Origin of the sequence: Streptomyces sp. PA03-5A, from assembly GCF_033792725.1 — a bacterium.
Classification (GTDB): domain Bacteria; phylum Actinomycetota; class Actinomycetes; order Streptomycetales; family Streptomycetaceae; genus Actinacidiphila.
Genome location: NZ_JARAVL010000014.1, coordinates 197976 through 219499, shown reverse-complemented (window position 1 = coordinate 219499; position 21524 = coordinate 197976). Strand labels below are relative to the sequence as shown.

Below are 21524 nucleotides of genomic sequence, written 5' to 3'. Positions count from 1 at the left end.
ACGAAGGTGCTGGACAAGATCCGCATTCCCAAGCTCGGCCCGGGCAGGCCCCGCAAGAAACCCGACAGCCTTGCCGCGGACAAGGCCTACAGCAACGGACCCATCCGCAAGTACCTGCGCCGCCGGGGAATCCGGCACACCATCCCGGAGAAGGCTGACACCCAGGCCGCCCGCCTGCGCAAAGGCTCACGCGGCGGACGGCCACCCGCCTTCGACGAAGAGCGCTACAAGAAGCGCAACACCATCGAACGAGCCATCAACCGACTCAAGCAGCACCGGGCCGTGGCCACCAGATACGACAAGCGCGGCTACGTCTACCTCGGCACCGCCACCGCAGCAGCACTCGCCATCTGGCTCCGCACATGATCGCCCGGACAAGTCCTAGTACTCCAGCCGTAGTTCGTGATCTCGATCGTGAGGGGCGCCGAGGAGGCAGCTGGCAGCGTCGATCATCTGGCCGAGACCGACCACCCCGTCGCGGGCGTTCGTTTCCTTCTCCGCCTACCCGAGTCCACCGAGACGGAGGGCGTTCCTTATCTCGCTGAGCTTCGCGGTCGTCGCCGGGGTCCACTCCTTCGCCTGCTCACCGAGACGGAGGGCGTTCTCAATCTCGCTGAGTTTCGCGGAGGACAGGGCGCCCGCCCGCTCGATCAGGTCGTCCCGGGACACGGTGGTCAGCCACGTGCAAGGGGTAAAGCCCGGACGCGGGAACGCGAACCGAAGCACGCCTTCAAAGGGCAGTCCTTCCACGGCGCCCACTGCCACTTCGACGCCCAGACCGGTGATGTCGACACCCGCCCGAGCGACGACCTGCATCACCCGGATCCCGGACGCGTCGTCTCCCGACAGCAGCACGACCGGCCGCCGCTCGTCGAACTCCACCCACCAGAGTTCGCCACGTTGCACATGTCCTCCTGACACAGGACGGCCGGACGCTGCGCGACCCCGACGCGCTGTGGAGACGGGTGCGGCCACCCGTTGATCATCGGTGTGCGAAGACAAACGATCACGCGGTGGCCGGAGGCCACAGCGTAGACCCTGCCCGCTGGCAGGAGGCGTTCGAGGGCCTGATGAGCCGGATAGCGGGACGGTTCGCACGGGTCGAACCCCGGTTCCGGGTCCGGAAGTTGGTGCTCGGACTGCTGTCGGACCTGCCGCGCAAGAACTGCTGGACCATTGCCGAATGGGCCGGGGAGAGTACCCCGGACGGCATGCAGCATCTGCTGGGGCGGGCCAAGTGGGACGCCGACCGGGTCCGCGACGATGTGTGTGACTACGTGGTGGACCACCTGCACGACGACCAGGCGGTACTGGTGGTCGACGAGACGAGCACACCCGCCCCGCACCCGATGCCCTCATTCCGCTCACCTGCAACGAGATCCAGCGCCTGTTCATCACACTCGTTGTCCGACCCGTCCACGATGCCGCCCACCGGCTCGGTGGGTCCGACTGGCGGCGCCGCCACCAGGCCCGATCCCAGGCCAGCCACTACCGTCGACAAGCCACTCGGTGATTTCGAAGGTCATGGCACCTACTCGTAGAGATTCCCGGAAGGCAGTCCGGTCGGGCTGCCATAGGAGGCCGCGCAACCCGTACAGGCCGCTGCGGAAGAGGTCATGGTTTTGCGACGAGGATCGTTGAGGTTCAGCAGTCGGAGATCGCCGCGCGCCGCGCTCTGCCGCAGCCCGGCGACCACGCCTCCGCGCCGGTCACCCGGGGCGGCCGGATGACGGGGTGCAGCTCACTCCGGCGGCGGACAGGCGCCGGCGCCGCACCCATCGACCGGCCCCGGTCCGCGGGGGAGGCCGCCGTCACGGAGCCGTGATGTCCAACCCGGTGAGGTCGGCGGAACGGTTCCAGAGCCGACGGGCGAGGTCGGAATCGTCCGCCTGCGGGTTGGTGCGTCGAGCGGGCCTGCCGTTCTCGTAGTACGTACCGGAGTGCCAGTCCACGCCGGGAGTGGTCTCGGCGAGCCATACCAGCTGGCGGGCGCCCTTCTCGGGGCTGACCATGGCCAGCCGGCTGAGCGGATTGCTGTAGATGGGGCGCATGAAGCTCTTGCTGCCGGTGGCGAAGTTGGTGGCGACGGCTCCGGGATGGAAGGCGGCAGCGGACAGACCGTGGGACGCGTATCGGGCGTGCAGTTCCTTGGTGAAAAGAATGTTCTCCAGCTTGGCCGTGCCGTACGCCCGGTGAGCGGAGTAGCCGTGGTCGTGGTCGAGGTCGTCGATGTCGAGCTTTCCGAACAGACGAGCCCCCGCGCTGGATGTCTGAATGACCGATGCTTTGCCGGCCAGGAGCTTGTCCATGAGGAGATTGGTGAGCAGGAACGGCGCCAGATGATTGATCTGGAAGGTCTTCTCGAAGCCGTCGACGGTCTTTTCGCGATCGCCGAAGATTCCCCCGGCATTGTTCACCAGGACATCCACACGCGGGTATGCGGCGTCCAGGTCCGCGGCGAGTTTCCTGACGTCGGCCAAGCTGGTGAAGTCGGCGAGGAAGCGGTCCGCTCCGAGTTCGTCGGCGATCTTCGAGGTCTTCTCGGGTGAGCGGCCGACGATGACGACTCGGTGGCCGTCCCGGTGCAGCCGGCGGGCGCCCGCGGCTCCGATACCGTCGCTGGCTCCGGTGACAACGATGGTTTTCGGCATGGAAGGTCTCCGTTTCTCTGGCTGCATGCGTGGCGCATGTCCGTGAAGGTGTAACTTCTGATTGCCGCGGCGTGTGAACATCGACGTGTCGCAAGGGCGCGGTCGCGGGGTGACCAAGTGGTTGCTTCCGCTGCCGGCACAGCCGATGGGAAGGCGCATGTACCGATGGACTGCTGCGTCCGCACCGGCGCTGAGCGATTGGAGCGAGGCGTTCTCCGGTCTGCACGGGGCGAGCCGCATCACGGTCATGGACCGCGAGGCGCCATGGAGGGGACTCCTGGAAGCCCAGCAGTCCCGGACGTACGCCATCGCCTTGTGCAGCGGCGGCCAGGAGACGGTCGTCCGGGACGCCCGGCACATCGCCGCTGACCCCCGCGGCACCCACGAACTGCTCGTCCCCCTGGCCGGGACTGCCTGGGTGGAGCAAGGGACGTCCTCGGGGGAGCTCCAGCCGGGCCGTATGGCACTGTGCGACATGGACCGGCCGGTGACCTTCGCACACGACGACGACTTCCGGTCGATCGCGCTGATCGTGCCCGGGCATGAGGTCGCCCACCGCAACCCGGCCCTGGCCCGTGAGCCGCGGACCCTCAAGGGGACAAGCGGCCTGGGCCGGGTGATCCGCACGATGGTGGCCACGCTGCAGGAGGAGCGGGAACAGTTCTCGGAGGCGACCTTCGACGTCGCCTGCGAGCGGCTGCTCGACCTGGTGTGCCTCGCCGCGGAAGGCGCGACCGATTCGGCGCCGACGGGGCAGCGGGCCACAGTCGAGGCCGAGATCAGGCGCTACGTCCGCCGCCACGCGGGCGACGACGACCTCGACGTCGCCGACATCGCACGGGCGCTCGGCTGGTCGACCCGCTACATCCAGCAGGTGCTGCGTGCAGCCGGTACGACCCCGCGCGATCTCGTGCGCCGTGAACGGCTGCACCTGGCCCGGACCCGACTGACCGACGCGAGCTGGGCCGGGCATTCCATCGGGCAGATCGCTCACTCCTGTGGGTTCGGCAGCCATGCGTCGTTCAGTACCGCGTTTCGGCAGGAGTTCGGCATGGCGCCCCGTGATGCCAGACACGGCGTCTTCGCCCCTACGGCAGACCTGGGGTGAGCCTGTTTCCACCTCGGCGGGTCAGTCGCCCGGGGCGGTGAAGTAGCGGCGCGGATTGTCGACCAGCATGGTACTGAGCTGCTGCTCGGTGACGCCGGCCTGGCGGAGTGCGGGCAGGACGGTGTCGTGAAGATGGGTGTGGTGCCAGTCCGGCGCGATCTGTTCGCGCACGCCCGGCGGGAACCAGTCGATGTGGCACGACGCGTCGTGCGACAGAACCATGCGGTCCGCCAGACCTTCCCGTGCAAGCGCGGCGACGGTCGCAACCCGCTGGTCGCCCGGCAGCAGGATGTCGAGGCCGAAGCGGTCCATGCCGACGTACGAGCCGTTGTCGATCAGCTGGTGCAGGTAGCCCAGGTCGTCGGTGTCGCCGCTGTGGCCGATGACGACGGCGCCGAGGCCCACGCCCTCGCTCCGCAGGATTTCCTGGGCGACCAGGCCGGTGCGGGCGGTCGCGTTGGTGTGCACGGTGATCGGCGCGCCGGTGCGCAGGTGTGCCTGCGCCACCGCCCGCATCACCCGCTCCACGCCCGGGGTGAGCTCCTCCTCGATAGCGCACTTCAGGAAGGCGGCCCTGATCCCCGTCTCGGCGATGCCCTCGGTGAGCTCCCGGACGAACAGCTCGGTCATCCCCTCGGCGCCACCCAGTAGCGTTCCCGGGCCGTGGAAGCGGAAGAAGTGGGGGATGTCGCCCAGGGTGTAGATGCCCGTTGCGGCGATGATGTTGATGTCGACCTGCTCGTTCACGGCCGCGACCCGGGTGACGTCACGCCCCAGCCCGATCACGGTGGGGTCCACGAGCGTGGTGACGCCCGGGGCCGCCAGGGCCTTCAGCCGGTTGACCGCGTCGCCGACGCGCTCCGCCTCGTCCCAGGTCTCCGGGAGGTTCTGCCGGAACTCCTCACTCAGGACGAAGACATGCTCGTGCATCAGGACGGTCCCGAGGTCGCTGGCCGCCACAGGGCCGCGGACGGTGTGCACTTGGGAGGGCGGAGTCATGGAAGTCAGTCCTTCGGGCTCATGCTGTCGCACGATCGGCATCGGCTGGACGTGTGCGAGACGGGGTCGCGGTCGTGGTGGGTCCTGCCGGCCGCACCGCTGACCCGGGCACAGCCCGCCCGTCGGCACACCGTCCACTCTGGGGCATCCCGCCGGAGAGGTCTTTCGCGGCGGCGCACACTTCTTTCCCGTGGACGCACAGTCCGGACGGCCCGGGCGTAACGGCCCGGGCTGGGGCGGCGGCTCCTCGGTGCGGCGGCCCGGACCTCTTGGAGCGCCGCGACGATGGGTCCCGAACGGTCAGGAACGGCGGGACGCCGTCTCGCGGACCGGAGTCGTGCCGACGTTGATGAGAGTGGGGCGTTCGAATGGGGCGAGAAGGCCACCGGGATGATGTGGCGCATCAAGGAACTCGCCGACCCGTACGGCGTCCTCGCCCCCGACGTCGTCCTCACCCGCGACGACACCATCCATCTCAAGTCCTTCAAGTCGACCCCTGACATCGAGGACGTCGCGACCCACTGCATCGAGTGCGGGTACTGCGAGGCCGTCTGCCCCAGCCGGAACGTCACGACGACGCCCCGCCAGCGCATCGTGCTGCGCAGGGAGATGGCCCGGCAGGCGGAAGGATCCCCGCTGCTGGCCCAGTTGCAGGCGGAGTACGAGTACGACGCCATCGAGACCTGCGCTGTCGACGGCACCTGCGCGCTCCTGTGCCCCGTCCACATCAACACCGGCGCGCTGATCAAGGAATTCCGGCGGGACGAATCGACTGAGCAGCGCGATGAGGTCGCGCTGAAGATCGCCCAGCGATGGGCGACCGTGGAGGAGTTCGCCCGTACCGCCATGGGCGCCGCCGACATCGTGCAGCGAACCGTCGGTTCGAAGGCCCTCACGGGCCTCACGGCCGGCGCGCGGCTCGCCATCAGCAACGAACTCATGCCGGCCGTCCCGGGACCGATGCCGCGCGCCGGGGTGGGCAAGCCACCGCCGACATCCCGCCATGGAGCGGCGGCGGTGTACTTCCCGGCCTGCGTCAACCGCATCTTCGGCCGCGACCCCGGAATGCCGCGGCACCCGTCCCTGCAGCACGCACTGGTCGAGGTCTCGGCACGAGCCGGCAAACCGCTGTGGATCCCCGACGACGTGGCCGGCAAGTGCTGCTCGACCCCATGGAGCAGCAAGGGCTACAGCCGCGGACACGCATGGATGGCCGAGACCACCTGCGACGCCCTGTGGTCCTGGAGCGGACACGGCACGCTTCCCGTGGTCATCGACGCCGCCTCGTGCACCAACGGCCTGCTCGACGACGTCAAGAACTACCTCGACGACGAACACCGGGCCCGGCTCGAGCGCATCACCCTTCTCGATGCGATCACCTGGTGCTCCGACCTGCTCCCGCATTTGACCGTCACCGGGCAGGTGGACCGGGTGGCCGTGCACCCCACCTGCTCGACGGCGCACCTGGGCCTGAGCAAGACCCTGGAAGCCATCGCCGGACAACTCGCCGCCGAAGTCCTCGTACCGGTCGGCACCACCTGCTGCGGCACGGCCGGCGACAGAGGACTCCTCCACCCCGAACTCGTCCGATCCGCGACACGGGACGAGAAGGCCGCCCTGGACCGGACCCCCGCCGACGCCTACCTGTCGGCGAACCGCACGTGCGAGATGGGACTGCGGCACGCCACCGGCCGCCCGTACGAATCCTTCGTCTTCCTCCTGGAAGAAATGACCCGCCCCCCAGCCGATGCGCCGAGCGATGGATCCCCTGCGCATGGCGAGCCAGGCGGTGCCGGGCCGGACGACTGATCTTCGGACCCGCCCGCCATCGTGGCCTTTGTCAGGTGCCCGGCGGTGCGGGTCGCGCCAGGTGCCCCTGACCGCAGGTACCGCCCTTCGGCCCGCGAGGCCGGCAGGTCAAGGCGGGCCCCTTGAGCGCGGCGAACCTGGAGCTGCTGCGCCGGGAGATCCAGCAGGTAGCCTGCGGCCGACCGACCTCTGGCCGACCTCGAACCCGACGGACGGAGTCGGTACGGATCCGACCGCATGATCAGGTGAGGCCCCTCCAACGCTCCGGAGAGGCCTCATCGATATCCAGAACCACCGGTACACGCCCCGGTCACGGCCTCGAATTCCTGAAGCCGAAAAACTCGGGTGGGCGGTCAGGACCGTCTTCGCCTGCGACTATCTCGCTGATGAGCACCTTCACCGCGAGGTCAACAGCGGACTGCAGGTCGTCGAGGAGTGGAACTCCGCCAACGACAAGATCTTCTACGGCCGCGAGAGCGTCCTCACCGGCGCAGACACGCGAGCACGCCGAGGTCTCCATGCTCACACCCCATCTCCGGCAATCCAGCATGGTCCTGATCAACACCCAGCTTCTCCATGCAGCCTTCCACGACCCGCAGTGGGCCGGGAAGCTCACCACCGCAGACGGGCGCGGGCTGTCCCCGCTGTTCTGGTCCCACACCGACCCGTACGGGAGATGTCACCTCGATATGGACAGCAGGCTCGACATCACCAGAGCGGTAGGTCTACCTCGCATACCTGGATTCCGCTTACTGCCCGTCGCCGTCAGGCATGAAGATCACGATCTACGGCTGGAGTACTAGTGTGGAATGACGAGGTAGCGACTCCGAGTAGGTGCATCAATGAGCATCGGAATGGGAAAGACCGACAGGCTCATCATGGCATTGAAGACCCTCCTGGAAATCTCCGTCACCTCGGGTTCCGAAGGGTGGGGAGAAAGCCGCCGGCATAGTTCGATGGTGGAGCCGTCGCCATCGACTTACCCGCAATCCCAACCACCCGATGGTTTTCTGTCCGAGTACGCGGAAGTGAACGGCTTCCGTATGCACTACATGCAGGGCGGCAAAGGCTCGCCCGTGGTGATGATCCACGGGTTCCCCCAGACATGGGCCGAGTGGCGGCAGCAGATGGGCCCGCTCTCCATGACTCACACCGTGATCGCCGTCGACCTTCGTGGTACTGGCAACTCACAGGTCACGAAGAGTGGTTACCAGGCCGCACAATTGGCTGAGGACGTGCATCAGTTGCTGGAGCAGCTGGGACTCAACAACGGCATCCAGGTGGTCAGCCACGATGTCGGCGTGTGGGTCGCCTACGCCTACGCGGCGCAGTGGCCGTCGGAGGTGCGCCGCATGGCCGTGATGGAAGCCCCCATCGCACCTGGGCCCAACGGCCGCGATCCTTCCCGAGCCGGCACCTCCTAGGTGCGCCGGATGACCAGCACGGCCACGTCATCGAGGTGGTCTACGGCGACCACGGCGTTGAGGATGAGATCTGCCGTCGCCTCGATGTCGAGCCGGTCGTGCAGGGCGCGACCGGCCAGCGTTCCCGCCCGCTCCAGTCCGGCTTCCAGCGTCAGTCCCGGCCCTTCGACCAGGCCGTCGGTGACCATGACCAGCGCGGTGCCTTCTTCCAAGGTGAAGGTCTCCTCGGGGTAGTCGACATCGGGCAGGACTCCCAGGACGGGTCCTCCGGGAAGTGTGCGGATGCAGTGGCTGCCGTCGTCGCGTGCGTGGAGCAGCGGAACATGGCCTGCGCTGGTGCCGATGACCTGACCGTCACGCGGATCGACGTGCAGCATGGTGCAGCTGGCGAAGCGTGGTGCGCCCATCGTGGTGAGCAACTCGTTGGTGCGTGTCAGCACCGTTCCTGGCTCGGGCTCGTGGGCGGCGATCGCACGCATGGACGAGCGCACCTGTCCCATGAAAACCGCGGCATCGACGTCGTGCCCCTGGGCGTCGCCGATCTCGAGTGCGACCGCACCGTCGGGCAAGAAGAACGCGTCGTACCAGTCTCCGCCGATATCGAGCCCGTCCCGGCTGGGCAGATAGCGGACGGCGACCTCCAGGCCCGGGAGGTGCTCGGGCAGCGTGGGGAGCATGCTCTGCTGGACCGCCGTGGACAGCTCGACGTGGGCCTGCTGCAACCTGATGCGCCTCAGGGCCTGGCCTGCCAGATCGGCCAGAGTGGTCATGAAGGCGAGCTTCTCCAGGGAAGGAGGGCGCTTGCTGTCGTACGTCACTGCCCAGGCCCCGAGTGGTCGGTCGCCCGGTGGGCTGAGGGGGGTGATCGACATGGCGACATCGGGGCCAGGCGGTGCCTGGGCCGTACTTGAATCACTCAGCCAACACCGCGCGAGCTCCTCCCGGCTGGCGATGAATTGCGGCTGACCGGTACGGATCGCACAGGGCAACGGCCGGTCCTCATCCAGCGACAGACCGAGCAGGGCATCGGTCTGCCATGTGGGGATCCCGGCATCCGAGGAGACCCGCAGGCGCCCGTCGTCGACGAGCGCGAAGAGGGCGCCGAAACCGCCGTAAGCCGCGGCGAGCCGAGTCAGGACCACCTGCTGCAACTCCTGCTCGGTGGCGGCGGTGAACAGGGCGGAGGAGAACGCGGCGATCTCATCGGCGCGCCGCCGCTCAGCACTCACCGCAGCCAGCATGTCCTTTCGGTGCGCCTCCACGGTGGACTCGTCGCGGATCACCCCGAAGACCCGTTCGGGACCGCCGTATCCCAGCGTGATCCGGCGGGCTTGGCTGGCCAGCATGCGCCAGCCGTCATGCTCGGTATGGAACCGCGACCTGATCCACGGGGACTGGGCGACGGACGAGCGCACGAGTCGCTGCACGTCCTTTCGGTCATCGGGGTGCACTCGCCGGATCACCATGGGCAGGGACATGGACGCCCGCGGGAAGAGCGTGGCCAGAGCGGGCTCGCCACCCAGCCACTCGATCTGGTGCTCATCGGGTGAACACATGTATAGGCCAAGGCCGGCGGCCTTGGCTGCAAGGTCAAACGGGATCAGCAGGGCGCCCAGGTCATGTCGCGCGTCCAACGAGTGCACCCACACAAGCCGCTTGCCATCTGCGGGGTCCGTCACCGGCCGCGCCTCGACCAGGCAGACCACAGACGCTTCGCCCGTCCCAGGGAATTCCAGCACCCGCATTGCGAGCCGCTTCGTCGTCGCCCCGTGCGCCAGCAGGCTCCGGGCCGAGATCCGCTGGTCTTCGGAGAGCAGGTCACTGAAGCCGCGACCCACGCACCGTTCCTCTGGCCTGCCAAGCGCTGAGGCCATTGCGGTGTTGAGGCGGCGGATGACACCGTCCAGGGCCAAAAGAGCCGACGGTGTGGCCCTCTGCAGGAGTTCGTCCGAGGCGTCCATCTGCCGCTCCCTGACCATCATCGAGTGATATCACCCCGATAGGCGTAATAATCCTATCTGTCGCCGCAGGGCAGGTCGCGTCCGCTGGGAGCCGGGCGCGAAGCCGGTCGGTAGCCCAGCCGACAGATGGTCTACCTGTGAGGAGATTGCCGCCGGGGTGGAATTCGTGAACGGCCCTTGGGGCGTCGTCGAGAGCGGCATGACCGCGGTCTGCGTGCCCGCCATGGCCGGCGGCTCGGTAGAGCGGCCTCTGCGTGCCATCGATGGGGTGTCCGGTGCCGCTCCGCGCAGGATCCGGAGGGGTGACCCCTCCTCGGGGTGCAGCCGTCCTTCGCGGGTCGCAGCTGCGCCGACGGGATGCCGACTCGTACTCAGACTGGACTGCTTCGTCCACTTCGCTTAGGCTGAATCGCGCTGCGCGACAGCCAGGGTGGGCGGTCTCTACAGCAACTCGTCCAGAGGCTGAACCTCCTCACGGCAGTCGCCGATCGACTTCTGGCAACTTTCCCACTATGGGGCTTTCGCGATGGGCTGGAGGGCTGAGATGTCTGACGTTCTTTTTTCAGACGCGGAATCGTCTGTGGTGGTGAGCGACAACGAGAGGGAGTATCGCTACGAGATCTCCGTAGCGGGTGAGACGGTCGGTCACATGGGCTATCGATCGAACGGCAATCGACGCGTGTTGATGCACACTGTCATCTATCACGCATTCCGCGGGCAAGGTCTCTCCAACGTCCTCATCAAGAGCACCCTGGACTTCTTGCGCATCCACGGAAACACCATTTCAAATTATTGCCCAGTCGTCGACAGGTTCATACGCAAGAATCCCGAATACCTCAGCCTGGTCGACGCGAAACATTCGGGCACCTGGGTCTCGCCTTCATCGGGCTGACCAGCCGGCCGGCCGTCAACTGCCCGCCTGCGTGGCAAAGCATCGAGCCGAGGATCCGGCTCAGTCCACGAGGTAGGAGCGGACGTAGCTCAACGCCATCTGCATGGAGACGCGCATCGGCTCGACGTCCTGGGCGGTCTGGGCCAGCAAATAGCCACCCTGCAAGGCGGCCATGACAGCGGTGGCGAGCTGCTCCGGGTCTGCTTCTTGGCGGAGCGAGCCGTTTTCCTGCATGCGCTTCAAGCCTGCCGAGATGAGCTGCTGCCAGTCAGCGAACGTCTCGGCAAGCTTGCTCCTCGACGTCGGGTCCTGCGCCGCCCGCGCGCTGACGAGCGAGCCCAACGCGCACCCGTAGGCACCGTTCTGCAAAGAGTTGAGATGGATGACCTTGTCGCTCCATCGCTCCAGCGCGCGAAGGGAATTCATCCGCTCCAGCATTTGGCGATCACGGTTCAGGACTTGACCGGCCCGCAGTTCGATGACGCTGTGGACAAGCTGGTCTTTGTCCGCGAAGTGGCGATACAGCTGAGATTTGCTCGTCCCGCTCGTCGCTCGTACGTCGTCGAGTGAGACCGCGTTGACGCCCCTCACGTAGAAAAGGTCGGCAGCGGCCTGAATGATGCGGTCACGGGTGACAGCCCCACGCGAGGTCAGGCGTCGCTCTTGCCTAGGAGCATCATCTACGGACATGTGCCCGATATTACTACGAGCGATCACCGGGTCCGCGGAAGAGTCTGAGAGTGCTGCCGACCCACGCTGGGGGGTACCGGTCGGCTGCTCCGTGCCCACCGGGGCGTCGAGCGCATGAGGTGCGGCCTTCGCAGGTGCGCGTGACTTTCGTGACTTGCCTGTCACATGGACCACCTCTGCCTCTCACTGGATGCGAACCGTGGGAACGCTCGAATGTGGGCCTCACTTCCCCTCGCGATGACTTCTGGGCAGCAGCCCGCGCCGGCACGCATCAGGTTCCCGTGAGCGCGGTCGGAACCCCGACGATGGCGACATTCGCAGGCACGTCACTAGATGGACTGCATGGTCCTCTCGCTTGCGTCATAAGGGAAGAGGGCGGTGGGCTCCACGTCTTATGGAGCTGATAACCGGCGATTATCGGTGGCGTTCCGGGCGGAGTGGCAACTCTGGTTGCAGTGGTCGAGGGGCTGCGCAGTCCAACCGGCGGCTGTTGCTCCGCACCAACACGACTCTGTTCCGTGGTCGATGGTAGCGCTGTGTGATCACTGGCGAAGGGTGCGGATGCGGAGCAGGGCGGACCCGGCTCGACATGGAAGGCCGCCGCACGCCCGTCGCCGGCATTCTCCGCTCGGAGGCCAGCCGATACGCACGATCGCTCCCGCAGGCACCACCTGAAAGAGGAGCATCACTGATGCGCGCAGCACTCATGCACGGCGCTGGCGACCCCAGCACCGGCCTCGACGGCGTCCCGACCGGCTACCAGGGCATGGCGGACCGCAGGAGCCTGAAGGTGCTCATCAAACCCTGACCCCGGACACGCGTGGGGTATGGCGCAGTCCCCGTCCCACCTGCTGCGAGTCGAGCAGCGCAAGATTCCGCGTCGGCCCCGGTGACCAGCCGCCCGCTCATCGCCGCCAGGGCGCTTTGGTGGCCGGCCGCGGAGACCGGTGACGCGTAGAGGCGATCCGTCGGCTGCCAGCGGCACCGTCCGTATGGGCGGCGGGTCGGTCCCCAGGGCTGTCCTTCGTCGCCATCGTCCCGGAGACCCGGCTGCAGGCGTCAGCGGGGCTGACCCGGTCTCCTTGGAACGGGACCATCTCGACCAGTCATCGACTTGAGCATGCTGTTAGAGTTCAGATCGGACCAATGTTGTGGACCTTTTAGTTCACTTTCCTTTGTGGATGGGCGTGCGTGGCGCGCGGACGGCGACGGGATGCAGGGAGTACCCGATGAAGGCGATTGTGGTGACCGATCAGGCCGCGGGTGGGACGGCCGGAATGAGGCTGGTGGAGCGCCCCACGCCCGAGGCGGCAGGGAACGATGTGCTTGTTGAGGTTCATGCGTCCGGATTCACCCCAGGGGAGCTGACGTGGCCTTCGAACTGGACGGACCGCCTGGGCCGCGACCGCACACCATCGATCCCCGGTCATGAGCTCGCCGGAGTGGTCAGTGCCCTCGGCTATGGCACGACGGGGCTGTCCGTGGGACAGCGAGTCTTCGGCCTCACGGACTGGACCCGCGACGGCACGCTGGCGGAGTATGCGGCCGTCGAAGCACGTAACCTCGCGCCGCTGCCCGGCGATGTTGGCTTCACGGTGGGCGCGAGCCTGCCGATCTCGGGCCTGACGGCGTGGCAGGGCCTGTTCGAGCTTGGGCGTCTTCAGCCGGGGCAGAGCGTCCTCGTGCACGGTGCGGCCGGCGGAGTCGGATCGATGGTCACGCAACTAGCGCGCGAGGCGGGTGCTTACGTCATCGGCACCGGACGTGCCGCCGATCGTCAGACGGTGCTCGACTTCGGCGCGACGGAGTTCGTCGACCTGGACAACGACACACTCGAAGACGTCGGCGCAGTTGATCTGGTCTTCGACGTCATCGGTGGCGACGTAGGGAAGCGATCCGCGAGCCTGGTTCGAGCCGGAGGAACGCTGGTGACCATCGCCGGCCCGCCGGAGGCGCGACCTGCGGACGGCCTGGCCATCGACTTCGTTGTCGAGCCTGATCGCCTCCAGCTGCGTGAGGTGGTCCAGCGGGTGCGGGACGGACGGCTGCGTACGGTCATCAGCAACGTCGCGACCCTCGATGATGCCGTCGCGGCCTTCAATCCGACCGAGCGGGTCAGGGGAAAGACCATCATCCGCGTCCGCTGAAGGCTCATCAACCCTCCAAGAGGACGATCTAGTCCATTAGGTGATCGACAGGCCCCGTCATCCAGGCGGAGCCAGCACAGATACAGGAACAGCGATGGCCAAGGTGCTGTGGACTGACGTGAGCGGCTCGATCCGAGTCCTCAAGGACGAAGACAACAGGTTCTACGAGGTTCAAGAGAACGGCAACTATGCAGGGCTGCTCGCCTACGAGCGCAAGGGCGGCCAGTACAGCCTGACGCACACGTACGTCCAGGAGGGTTACCGCGGCCGCGGCCTGGGGACCGCGTTGATCCACGAGGCGCTGTCCGACCTGGTGAGGGAACACGCGGCAGTCACCAGCCGGTGCCCCGTCGTGGATCGCTTCATCGAGAAGCACCCGCAGTTCCGCGAGATCCTCGATCCCGGGTCGCAGGCCGTCGACGATGCCCGCAACTGAGGCGCCCGCCCGCGGCGGAACGAGATGCGGCGGCGCAAGCCTGGCTGCCGAGCAGGCGGTGACGTCGGCGAGCGGTGGGCCGAGGGAGGCCTCCGGCAAGCCGGTGTCGGTGAGGAAGTCACCCATGGCCGGCAAGGCAGGAGATGGGACCGGGTGCCGCATGGCTTCGATGGCCGGCGCCAGCGGTACGCCCCGGACTGCGCCCTCACGCGTCGCCATCGATTCCACATCTCTCAGAAGGGGCAGAGAATGTCGATCACCAGCGGAGCCATAGCGCGTGTTCGCATGATCCAGGCCGCTGCAGACCTCTTTTACGTCAAGGGTGTCCACTCGGTGACCCTGGATGACGTGCGAGCGGTGAGCAGGACCAGCAAGTCCCAGTTCTACCGTCATTTTCCGGACAAGGACGAGCTTGTACGCAGTGTGATCGAGTTGCGTGCCCAGCAGATCCTCGATCGCGACCGACAGCACTTGGCACGGATGAGCTCCTTCCAGGCCCTGGAACACTGGAACGAATCGATCATCCGCCTCAACTCTCTCCAGGACGGAGCCTACGGGTGCGCTCTGGGTGCACTCGTCGGATCCCGCGCGCCTCACGATCCCGCGGCCCGACACCTGCTCGCTGAGAAGTTCGGCGAATGGCAGGAGCTGATCACGGCAGGCCTGCGCCGGATGCAGGAGAACGGCTCGCTCAAGGAGGAGGCCGATCCTGAAAAGCTCGCTGTGTCCGTGATGGCCGCACTGCAGGGAAGCTACTTGCTCGCCCAGATGACACGCGACGTCGAACCGATGCGCATCGCCATGGATATGGCGCTAGCCCACGTGAAGACGTACACCGTGGGCTGACACGCGGTGCACGAGGCAGTACGAGAGCTGCTCGGCCTGGACGTGCGGGCTTGCTGCCCGTGCACGCCACAGGTCGTGACCAGTACGGACGGCACACGCGCCGTCCGGTCCTCCCCCCCCTCTCTCCGCAAGAAGGCCTTGCGGTTTCTCGCAACATGGACTGATTACTCCCTTGGGGTGGAGTGCAAAACGAGCAGTGCCGCCACAACCGGGGGGCGGCGCCGACCGGGCAACCACCCGGCAGACCGCAAAGGAGCGATGACATGAGCGACAACGAAGAGCCCTACGACATGGTCGTTTTCGGGGCCGGCAGCGCCGGGTATGCAGCCGCATTGCGCGGAGCCCAACTCGGGCTCAGCGTCGCCCTGGTCGAACGCCACAAGCTCGGGGGCACATGCCTCCACAACGGCTGCATCCCGACCAAAGCCATGCTGCACGCGGCAGAACTGGCCGATCAGGCCCGCCGGGCGCGCGACGTGGGGGTGCGCTCGTCCTTTCAAGGCATCGACATGGACGCCCTGCACGCCTACAAGAACAGCGTCGTCTCAAGCCTCTGCAATGGGCTCACCGGTCTTGTCGACGCACGCGGCATCACCTATGTGGAAGGAGAGGGCCGACTGTCATCGGCGACCTCCGTCGATGTCGGAGGCCGCCGACTCACGGGCCGCCACGTCGTACTCGCCACCGGGTCCGTTCCAAGAACCCTGCCCGGACTGGAGATCGACGGACGGCGAGTGATCTCGTCGGACCACGCTCTCACCCTCGACCACGTCCCCAAGTCCGTGATCGTGCTCGGCGGCGGAGTGATCGGCGTCGAGTTCGCCTCCGCGTGGTCGTCGTTCGGAGCCCAGGTCACCGTTGTCGAGGCCCTGCCACACCTCGTCCCGACGGAGGACGAGACCGTCTCCAGCCGGTTGGAGACGGAGTTCCTCAAGCGGGGTATCTCCCTCCACCTCGGTGTCCCCTTCGTCGGCAGCGAGTACACACGGGACGGCATCCGCGTCCGTCTGGCGGACGGCAAAGCGCTGGAAGCCGACCTCCTGCTCGTGGCCGTCGGACGAGGCCCTGTTTCCCAAGGCCTGGGTTTCGAGGAGGCCGGCGTCGTCATGGACAAGGGGCACGTGCTGGTTGACGAGTACATGCGCACCAGCGTCCCCACCATCTCCGCCATCGGAGACCTGGTCCCCACCCCGCAGCTTGCACACGTCGGCTTCGCCGAGGGCATCCTCGTCGCCGAACGAGTGGCCAAGAAGGCTGCTGTGCCGATCGACTACGACGGCGTCCCGCGCGTCACGTTCTCCCGCCCTGAGATCGCGTCGGTCGGCCTGACGGAGGCCAAGGCCAAGCAGGCGTACGGGGCCGAGAACGTCGACTTCGTCGTCTACGACCTCGCGACCAACGCCCGTAGCCGCATGTTGAGAACGGAAGGGCACGTCAAGGTGGTCCGGAGGAAGGGCGGGGCAGTCGTCGGTGTGCACATGATCGGCGACCGGATCAGTGAGCAGATCGGGGAAGCCCAGCTCATCTACAACTGGGAAGCGCGTCCTCAGGACGTCGCCGGCCTCGTCCACGCCTACCCGACACAGGGTGAGGCGCTCGGTGAGGCGGCTCTCGCGCTCACAGGCAAACCGCTGCACTCGCACGTCTGACCCTGCGAAAGTGCTGCCCGGCGACCGCGATGCGCAACAGTCGTGGTCCCAGTACTGCACAGGGTCCGGGCCGACCGCAGGCCGCCAGACCGTGCCGTCCACGGTCGCCACCTCTACGAAGAGCTACATGGTCCATACTCCACGACGCTGCTCTCGGGTGAGATACCTCTGACCTGCATATTTCTTGGTCCGCGATCGGCAATTCTAAAACTAAGAGGACTTGACAGTCCCGTTTCGTCTTTGCGAAGCTTGAGGAAGTGCAAGGCCCGGGCTCCGAAGGGGCCGCGGCGCGCGAGAGGCGTCTGTCTCCGCATCCGGACCGCGACGGCTGCATTCCATGGCGAACGCGAGGCATTCCCCTTTGCGGTGGTCTCCCTGATGGCCTCGTTCGCCGCGTCGACCAGCACGTGATCGACAGACCGCAACCGTGCGCGCCGGCACGGCGTACACGGCACCGAAACAACAGCCCACCTGCAGCGACGCCGCAACACGCAGGGAAGGAACAAGAAAGTGAACGACACCAACACCAAGCAGTCCATCGAAGATCTTGCGATCCTCGAGCAGCTCAACAACGACTACGTCCACTCCGACCAGTTCAACGACGTCCAGCGTTTCAGCGAGCTGCTCGCCGAGGACTTCGTCGTGCAGACTCCGGGTGTCACGCGCAACCGGGCCGAGTTCCTCGAATACATCGCCGAGCCGCGGCCCTTCAAGGATCTCGCTGTGCACGACGTCAAGGTCCGCATCCTCAGTGACGTTGCCCTGGTCCACGGCCGCGCCACCTACACCATGCTCGCCGACGGAGCGGCTCAGGAAGCCCTGTACACGGACACGTACCAGAAGCGTGAGGGTGGCTGGGTCTGCGTCTCGGCCTGTGCGATCGCCCCGGGCACCTGACCCGACCACCCGGTCGAGGCTGCTGGTCGCGCTCCAGGTGGGGGCCATGCGCGCAGGCACGTCACGACACGGCAATGGGCCGAGACGACGCGACCTCACTCCAGCGCTCACGCACGTCGGCACAGGTTGCGAACACCACCAGTGGAATCGGCGCCGGTGTGGCCGCCAACGCAGTCGGCCACGCCGACGCTGTCCGTGTGCGAACAGTCCACGACCCCGTCATCCTCTCCCGCACACCCGGCCGCAGCAGACGAATAGCGCCCGAGGACTTCGGTCGGGTCGGGACCCGACTCACCGACTCATGGAAAGGCACTGCTCGATGCAGGACGTGGCACCAGTGATCAACCTGACCCGCCGGGGCAGATCGCTCCACCTGGCTTTCTCCTCTGCAGTGGTCTCCCTGGTGGCCTCGTTTGCCGCGTCGGCCGCACCGATCCCCTTGTTCAACACCTACCGGGCCGAGGACGGGTTCACCAACGCCGGCATCTCACTGGCCGTCGTCAGCAACTCCGTCGGCACCATCGCCGGACTGCTGGTGCTGGGACGACTGTCCGGTCATCTGGGCCGACGGCCCACCGCGATCGCCAGTCTCGGCCTGCTCCTGCTGGGCTGTCTGCTCCTGCTGAACGTGCACGACATCGTGACCCTGCTGTCCGGCCGGCTCCTGATGGGTGTGGGTACAGGGGTGGCCAGTAGCAGCCTCACCTCCTACATCGTCGACGCCGCACCCACCAGACCGGAATGGTTGGCCTCCGTCGCCTCCAGCCAGGGGCCCATGCTCGGCCTCACCCTCGGCGCCATCGCTTCCGGCGCCCTGGTCCAGTTCGGCCCCTGGCCACGCCACCTCATCTACCTGGTCTGCGCCGGATTCCTCGTACTGTCTGCCGCACTCATCGTCATCAGTCCGGAAACCGCGAAGCCGACGCCGGGCGCTCGGCAATCACTGCTACCCCGGGTCCGCATACCGGTCCGAGTCAGGCATCTGCTGCCTGTCGCCGCCGCGGTGTTCCTCGCGACCTGGGCGACCGGGGCCTTCTACCAGGCCTTCGTGCCCGCACTGGTCGCAGATCAGTTCCACACCCACAGCCCGCTCATCCTCGGCCTGTTGTTCGCCTTTTACATGGCCCCGAGCGTTCTCGGCGCTCCCATCGGCGGCCGGTTCACCTCCGCGGCGGCCCAGCGAATCGGCATGGTCATCTTCCTGGCCGGATGGATCGGCATCATCACAGCGATCGCCGTAGGCACACTGGCGTTGTTCATCGCCGCGACCATCATCGCCGGCACCGGTCAAGGCATCGCCATCAGCTCCGCCACCCGCGGCCTGCTGCACGGCAGCACCCTCGCCGACCGGGCACCGATCTTCAGCGCCATCTACCTCCTCTGCTACAGCGGAGCCGCCTTCCCCAGCCTCATCTCCGGCCAGCTCTCGAACGCCTTCTCACTACCGCAGATCGCCCTCGGATACGCCGTACTCGCCATCGTCGCCACCTTCTTCAGCGTCCTCGCTGCACGCGACCCGCACACCGACATGACCGGGATCAGCCGTCGTGGTGGGTGATCACGACGAACCTCGCCGCCATCCCGGCGTCACCCGGTCATGAGCAGGCAATGAGGTGGGCTCGCCGCATGACTGCGAGGGCAACCGGGAACTTGCCACCGGAAATGCGGTTTCCCACCCCTACGGGCGGTAGCGCGCCTACGCGTTGGGTGCCATGCCCCCATCGAGCGAAGCCTGTACGGTTCGTGGTCCCGACGCGATCACGGCCCGCCAGGGTCGACGTACCGGGCCGGATCCTGACAAGGTCAGGACCGGTATTCACGGCGCAGGGGAGCACAAGTGGCAGAAGTGACCGAGGGCAAGGCGCGCGGGAAGGAGGGCTCGGAAGGCATTCCTTCGGACGTTGCGCGCGATGCGCGGGTCCGGAACCACCGGCCCGGCAGCGCCGAACAGGGCCCGGAGGTGGCGCAGTTCGGCCTGGTCGCCAGAGAACCCTGATGGCGGCCGGCCGCCTGAGGCTCTTCGCCTCCCGTGTCCGTCAGCCGCTCACCAGTCCCTGGACGGTGGACGCGGGGCTGATGCTGCTCGTGCAGGCAGCCGAGACCATCCCGTTCGTCGTGCCGCGCGCGCCGTCACTGCCGCCCGCCACCTGGGCGTCGTACGGCCTCACGACGCTCGGCGTGCTGCCCCTGCTATGGCGGCGCCGGGCACCGGTGACCGCGCTCGCCGCGGTCCTTGCCGCGCAGGTGCTCTACCGGTTCACGCTCGACGGACCGGGGCAGCCCCTGCCGTACAACGCGCTGGTGGCGCTCTACACGGTCGCCGAGCTGACCCCGGCCAGGTGGCGCATCCCCGTGGCTGCGGGAACGCTTGCGCTGATCTTCCCTTCGGTGGCGCTCAACTCCGGTGAGGCCAGGGAACTGCTGTTCTCGTTGTTCCTCTTCGGCGCGGCGTACGGGTTCGGCCGCCTCACGCACACCCGGAAGGCCTACACGGCCGCTCTGGAGGACCGGGCGACTCAGCTGGAGCGGGCGAACCGCATCGAGGTGGAGCAGGCGGCAGCGGCCGAACGGGCGCGGATCGCGCGGGAGATGCATGACATCCTCTCGCACGCGGTGAGCTTGATGGTGGTGCAGGCGGAGGCCGGCCCCGTCACGGTCCGTACGGCGCCGGAGCGTGCCGAGGCGGCGTTCGAGGCCATCTCCGAGACGGGGCGGGACGCGATGACGCAGCTCCGCAGGATGCTGGGGGTGCTCAGGCAGGACACGCAGGCCCCGGAGCCAGCGTCCCGCAAACCCCTGCCCGCTCTGGCCGATCTTCCGCTGCTCGTGGAGCAGGTGGCCTCGGGCGGCCTCGCCGTGGAGTACGTGACCGTGGGTTTTCCGGGGTCCCTGCCACCGGCCACGGAAGCGACCGTCTACCGGATCGTGCAGGAGTCGCTGACCAACGTGGTCAGACATGCCTCCGCGGAATCCGCGACGGTGTGCGTGGAGCTGGGCGCCGAGTCCGTGGAGATCACGGTCACCGACGACGGCAGGGGGGCCGCTGTCGGCACCGGCGGCAGGCCGGGTGGGGGCACGGGGCACGGGCTGATCGGGCTGCGGGAGCGGGCCGCGGCGCACGGCGGGACCGTCCAGACGGGCCCGGGCCCGGACGGCACGGGGTTCCGGGTGAGAGTGCGGTTTCCGCTGGCTGATGTCTTCATGGAGGTGGACGGGTGACCATTCGGGTGGTGGTGGCCGACGACCAGGAGCTCGTACGCAGCGGCTTCGCCATGATCCTCGACGCCCAGCCCGGCATCGAGGTGGTCGCGGAGGCGGCTGACGGGGCCGAGGCGGCGGAGGCCGTGCGGCTCCACGGCGCGGACGTGGCGCTCCTGGACGTCAGGATGCCGGGCACGGACGGGATCGAGGCGTGTCGCGCCATCAGTGCGGCAACCGACTGCCGAACGATCATGCTCACCACCTTCGACTCCGACGAGTACGTGTACGAGGCGCTGCATGCGGGAGCGAGCGGCTTCCTCCTCAAGGACGTCAGGCGCGACGATCTGGTCCACGCGGTGCGGGTGGTGGCCGAGGGCGATTCCCTGCTCGCCCCCACGGTGGCGCGCCGGCTGGTCGAGGAGTACAGGAGCCGGCCCCGGCCGGCCAGGGCGCCTGCGTCGGACCGGCTCGACGCGCTGACCGCACGCGAGCGCGAGACCCTGCTGCACCTCGCCCGGGGACTGTCCAACGCCGAGATCGCGGCCGCGCTGACGGTCAGCGAGCACACCGTGAAGACCCATGTCGGCAACGTGCTGGCGAAGCTCGGACTCAGGGACCGCATCCAGGCGGTCATCTGCGCGTACGAGACCGGACTGGTGACTGCGGGGGGACCGGCCGGCGCCGGTCTCCCGGTGCGTGATCCCTCTCCCGGAGGAGGCGGGCCCGCCGGCTCCGCCGCGGGGGCGAGTCGACGTCCGCACCAAGACCGCTCGCCCGGGCGATCCGCTCGGGGGCTGTGATCAACAGGATGGCA

The 21524-nt window shown here is 67.4% G+C and carries 20 protein-coding genes and 2 pseudogenes; 17 read left to right on the top strand and 5 right to left on the bottom strand.

The window, feature by feature from the left end; genetic code table 11:
- On the top strand, nt 1-366 hold a 366-nt coding region (locus PV410_RS19695), incomplete at its 5' end, for a transposase (RefSeq protein WP_500326210.1).
- Nucleotides 367-501: 135 nt separating this feature from the next.
- Here the strand turns inward: PV410_RS19695 and PV410_RS19690 are convergent.
- A complete protein-coding gene (locus PV410_RS19690; protein ID WP_500326208.1) occupies nt 502-906 on the bottom strand; it encodes a type II toxin-antitoxin system PemK/MazF family toxin in 405 nt (134 codons plus the stop codon).
- A gap of 164 nt (nt 907-1070) precedes the next feature.
- Here PV410_RS19690 and PV410_RS19685 point away from each other — a divergent pair.
- Nucleotides 1071-1328: pseudogene (locus PV410_RS19685) on the top strand (transposase); the annotation flags it as partial.
- A gap of 483 nt (nt 1329-1811) precedes the next feature.
- Here PV410_RS19685 and PV410_RS19680 read toward each other — a convergent pair.
- Nucleotides 1812-2678: an SDR family NAD(P)-dependent oxidoreductase gene (locus PV410_RS19680; RefSeq protein WP_500326206.1), complete on the bottom strand. Its 867-nt coding sequence runs from the start codon at nt 2676-2678 to the stop codon at nt 1812-1814.
- 130 nt (nt 2679-2808) lie between these two features.
- Between PV410_RS19680 and PV410_RS19675 the strand changes: the two genes are divergently transcribed.
- Nucleotides 2809-3759 (top strand): AraC family transcriptional regulator, encoded by a 951-nt coding sequence (locus PV410_RS19675; protein ID WP_500326205.1) that lies wholly within the window; start codon nt 2809-2811, stop codon nt 3757-3759.
- Nucleotides 3760-3780: 21 nt separating this feature from the next.
- On the opposite strand, the gene PV410_RS19670 is transcribed toward PV410_RS19675, so the two are convergent.
- A complete protein-coding gene (locus PV410_RS19670) occupies nt 3781-4758 on the bottom strand; it encodes a phosphotriesterase family protein (RefSeq protein ID WP_500326203.1) in 978 nt (325 codons plus the stop codon).
- 390 nt (nt 4759-5148) lie between these two features.
- On the opposite strand from PV410_RS19670, the gene PV410_RS19665 reads away from it, so the two are divergent.
- The 4 genes and pseudogenes from PV410_RS19665 to PV410_RS19650 all read left to right on the top strand — a co-directional run bounded on the left by PV410_RS19665 (nt 5149) and on the right by PV410_RS19650 (nt 7991).
- A complete protein-coding gene (locus PV410_RS19665; protein WP_500326201.1) occupies nt 5149-6567 on the top strand; it encodes a (Fe-S)-binding protein in 1419 nt (472 codons plus the stop codon).
- Nucleotides 6568-6844: 277 nt separating this feature from the next.
- Nucleotides 6845-7003 (top strand): annotated as a pseudogene (locus tag PV410_RS19660) (hypothetical protein); the annotation flags it as partial.
- Nucleotides 6954-7370 (top strand): Tn3 family transposase, encoded by a 417-nt coding sequence (locus tag PV410_RS19655; RefSeq protein ID WP_500326199.1) that lies wholly within the window; start codon nt 6954-6956, stop codon nt 7368-7370. The pseudogene PV410_RS19660 and the gene PV410_RS19655, both read left to right, overlap by 50 nt.
- A 51-nt stretch (nt 7371-7421) precedes the next feature.
- Complete coding sequence (locus tag PV410_RS19650) at nt 7422-7991, top strand: alpha/beta fold hydrolase (RefSeq protein ID WP_500326197.1); 570 nt, start codon at nt 7422-7424, stop codon at nt 7989-7991.
- Here PV410_RS19650 and PV410_RS19645 read toward each other — a convergent pair.
- Nucleotides 7988-9952: a SpoIIE family protein phosphatase gene (locus PV410_RS19645; protein ID WP_500326195.1), complete on the bottom strand. Its 1965-nt coding sequence runs from the start codon at nt 9950-9952 to the stop codon at nt 7988-7990. The genes PV410_RS19650 and PV410_RS19645 overlap by 4 nt on opposite strands.
- A gap of 586 nt (nt 9953-10538) precedes the next feature.
- On the opposite strand from PV410_RS19645, the gene PV410_RS19640 reads away from it, so the two are divergent.
- Nucleotides 10539-10844, top strand: a complete 306-nt coding sequence (locus PV410_RS19640; protein WP_500326194.1) for a GNAT family N-acetyltransferase — start codon at nt 10539-10541, stop codon at nt 10842-10844.
- A 60-nt stretch (nt 10845-10904) separates the two neighbouring features.
- Here PV410_RS19640 and PV410_RS19635 read toward each other — a convergent pair whose 3' ends face one another.
- Nucleotides 10905-11534 carry a TetR/AcrR family transcriptional regulator gene (locus tag PV410_RS19635; protein ID WP_500326192.1) on the bottom strand — a complete coding sequence of 210 codons (630 nt, stop codon included), beginning with the start codon at nt 11532-11534 and terminating at the stop codon, nt 10905-10907.
- Between the two features lie 1229 nt (nt 11535-12763).
- Between PV410_RS19635 and PV410_RS19630 the strand changes: the two genes are divergently transcribed.
- The 9 genes from PV410_RS19630 to PV410_RS19590 all read left to right on the top strand — a co-directional run bounded on the left by PV410_RS19630 (nt 12764) and on the right by PV410_RS19590 (nt 21510).
- The gene (locus PV410_RS19630) at nt 12764-13681 is read left to right on the top strand and encodes an NADP-dependent oxidoreductase (protein ID WP_500326190.1); all 918 of its coding nucleotides are present in this window, start codon (nt 12764-12766) and stop codon (nt 13679-13681) included.
- A 94-nt stretch (nt 13682-13775) separates the two neighbouring features.
- Nucleotides 13776-14117, top strand: a complete 342-nt coding sequence (locus tag PV410_RS19625) for a GNAT family N-acetyltransferase (protein ID WP_500326188.1) — start codon at nt 13776-13778, stop codon at nt 14115-14117.
- Nucleotides 14118-14366: 249 nt separating this feature from the next.
- Complete coding sequence (locus tag PV410_RS19620; RefSeq protein WP_500326186.1) at nt 14367-14963, top strand: TetR/AcrR family transcriptional regulator; 597 nt, start codon at nt 14367-14369, stop codon at nt 14961-14963.
- A gap of 263 nt (nt 14964-15226) precedes the next feature.
- On the top strand, nt 15227-16612 hold the full coding sequence (lpdA, locus tag PV410_RS19615; RefSeq protein WP_500326222.1) for a dihydrolipoyl dehydrogenase: 1386 nt from the start codon (nt 15227-15229) through the stop codon (nt 16610-16612).
- Nucleotides 16613-17122: 510 nt separating this feature from the next.
- Complete coding sequence (locus PV410_RS19610) at nt 17123-17509, top strand: nuclear transport factor 2 family protein (protein WP_500326184.1); 387 nt, start codon at nt 17123-17125, stop codon at nt 17507-17509.
- Between the two features lie 319 nt (nt 17510-17828).
- The gene (locus PV410_RS19605; RefSeq protein ID WP_500326182.1) at nt 17829-19067 is read left to right on the top strand and encodes an MFS transporter; all 1239 of its coding nucleotides are present in this window, start codon (nt 17829-17831) and stop codon (nt 19065-19067) included.
- Between the two features lie 279 nt (nt 19068-19346).
- Nucleotides 19347-19505 (top strand): hypothetical protein, encoded by a 159-nt coding sequence (locus tag PV410_RS19600; protein ID WP_500326180.1) that lies wholly within the window; start codon nt 19347-19349, stop codon nt 19503-19505.
- Nucleotides 19505-20728 (top strand): sensor histidine kinase, encoded by a 1224-nt coding sequence (locus PV410_RS19595; RefSeq protein WP_500326178.1) that lies wholly within the window; start codon nt 19505-19507, stop codon nt 20726-20728. Before PV410_RS19600 ends, PV410_RS19595 begins: the two co-directional genes overlap by 1 nt.
- On the top strand, nt 20725-21510 hold the full coding sequence (locus PV410_RS19590; RefSeq protein WP_500326177.1) for a response regulator: 786 nt from the start codon (nt 20725-20727) through the stop codon (nt 21508-21510). Before PV410_RS19595 ends, PV410_RS19590 begins: the two co-directional genes overlap by 4 nt.
- The last annotated feature ends 14 nt before the right edge of the window (nt 21511-21524 follow it).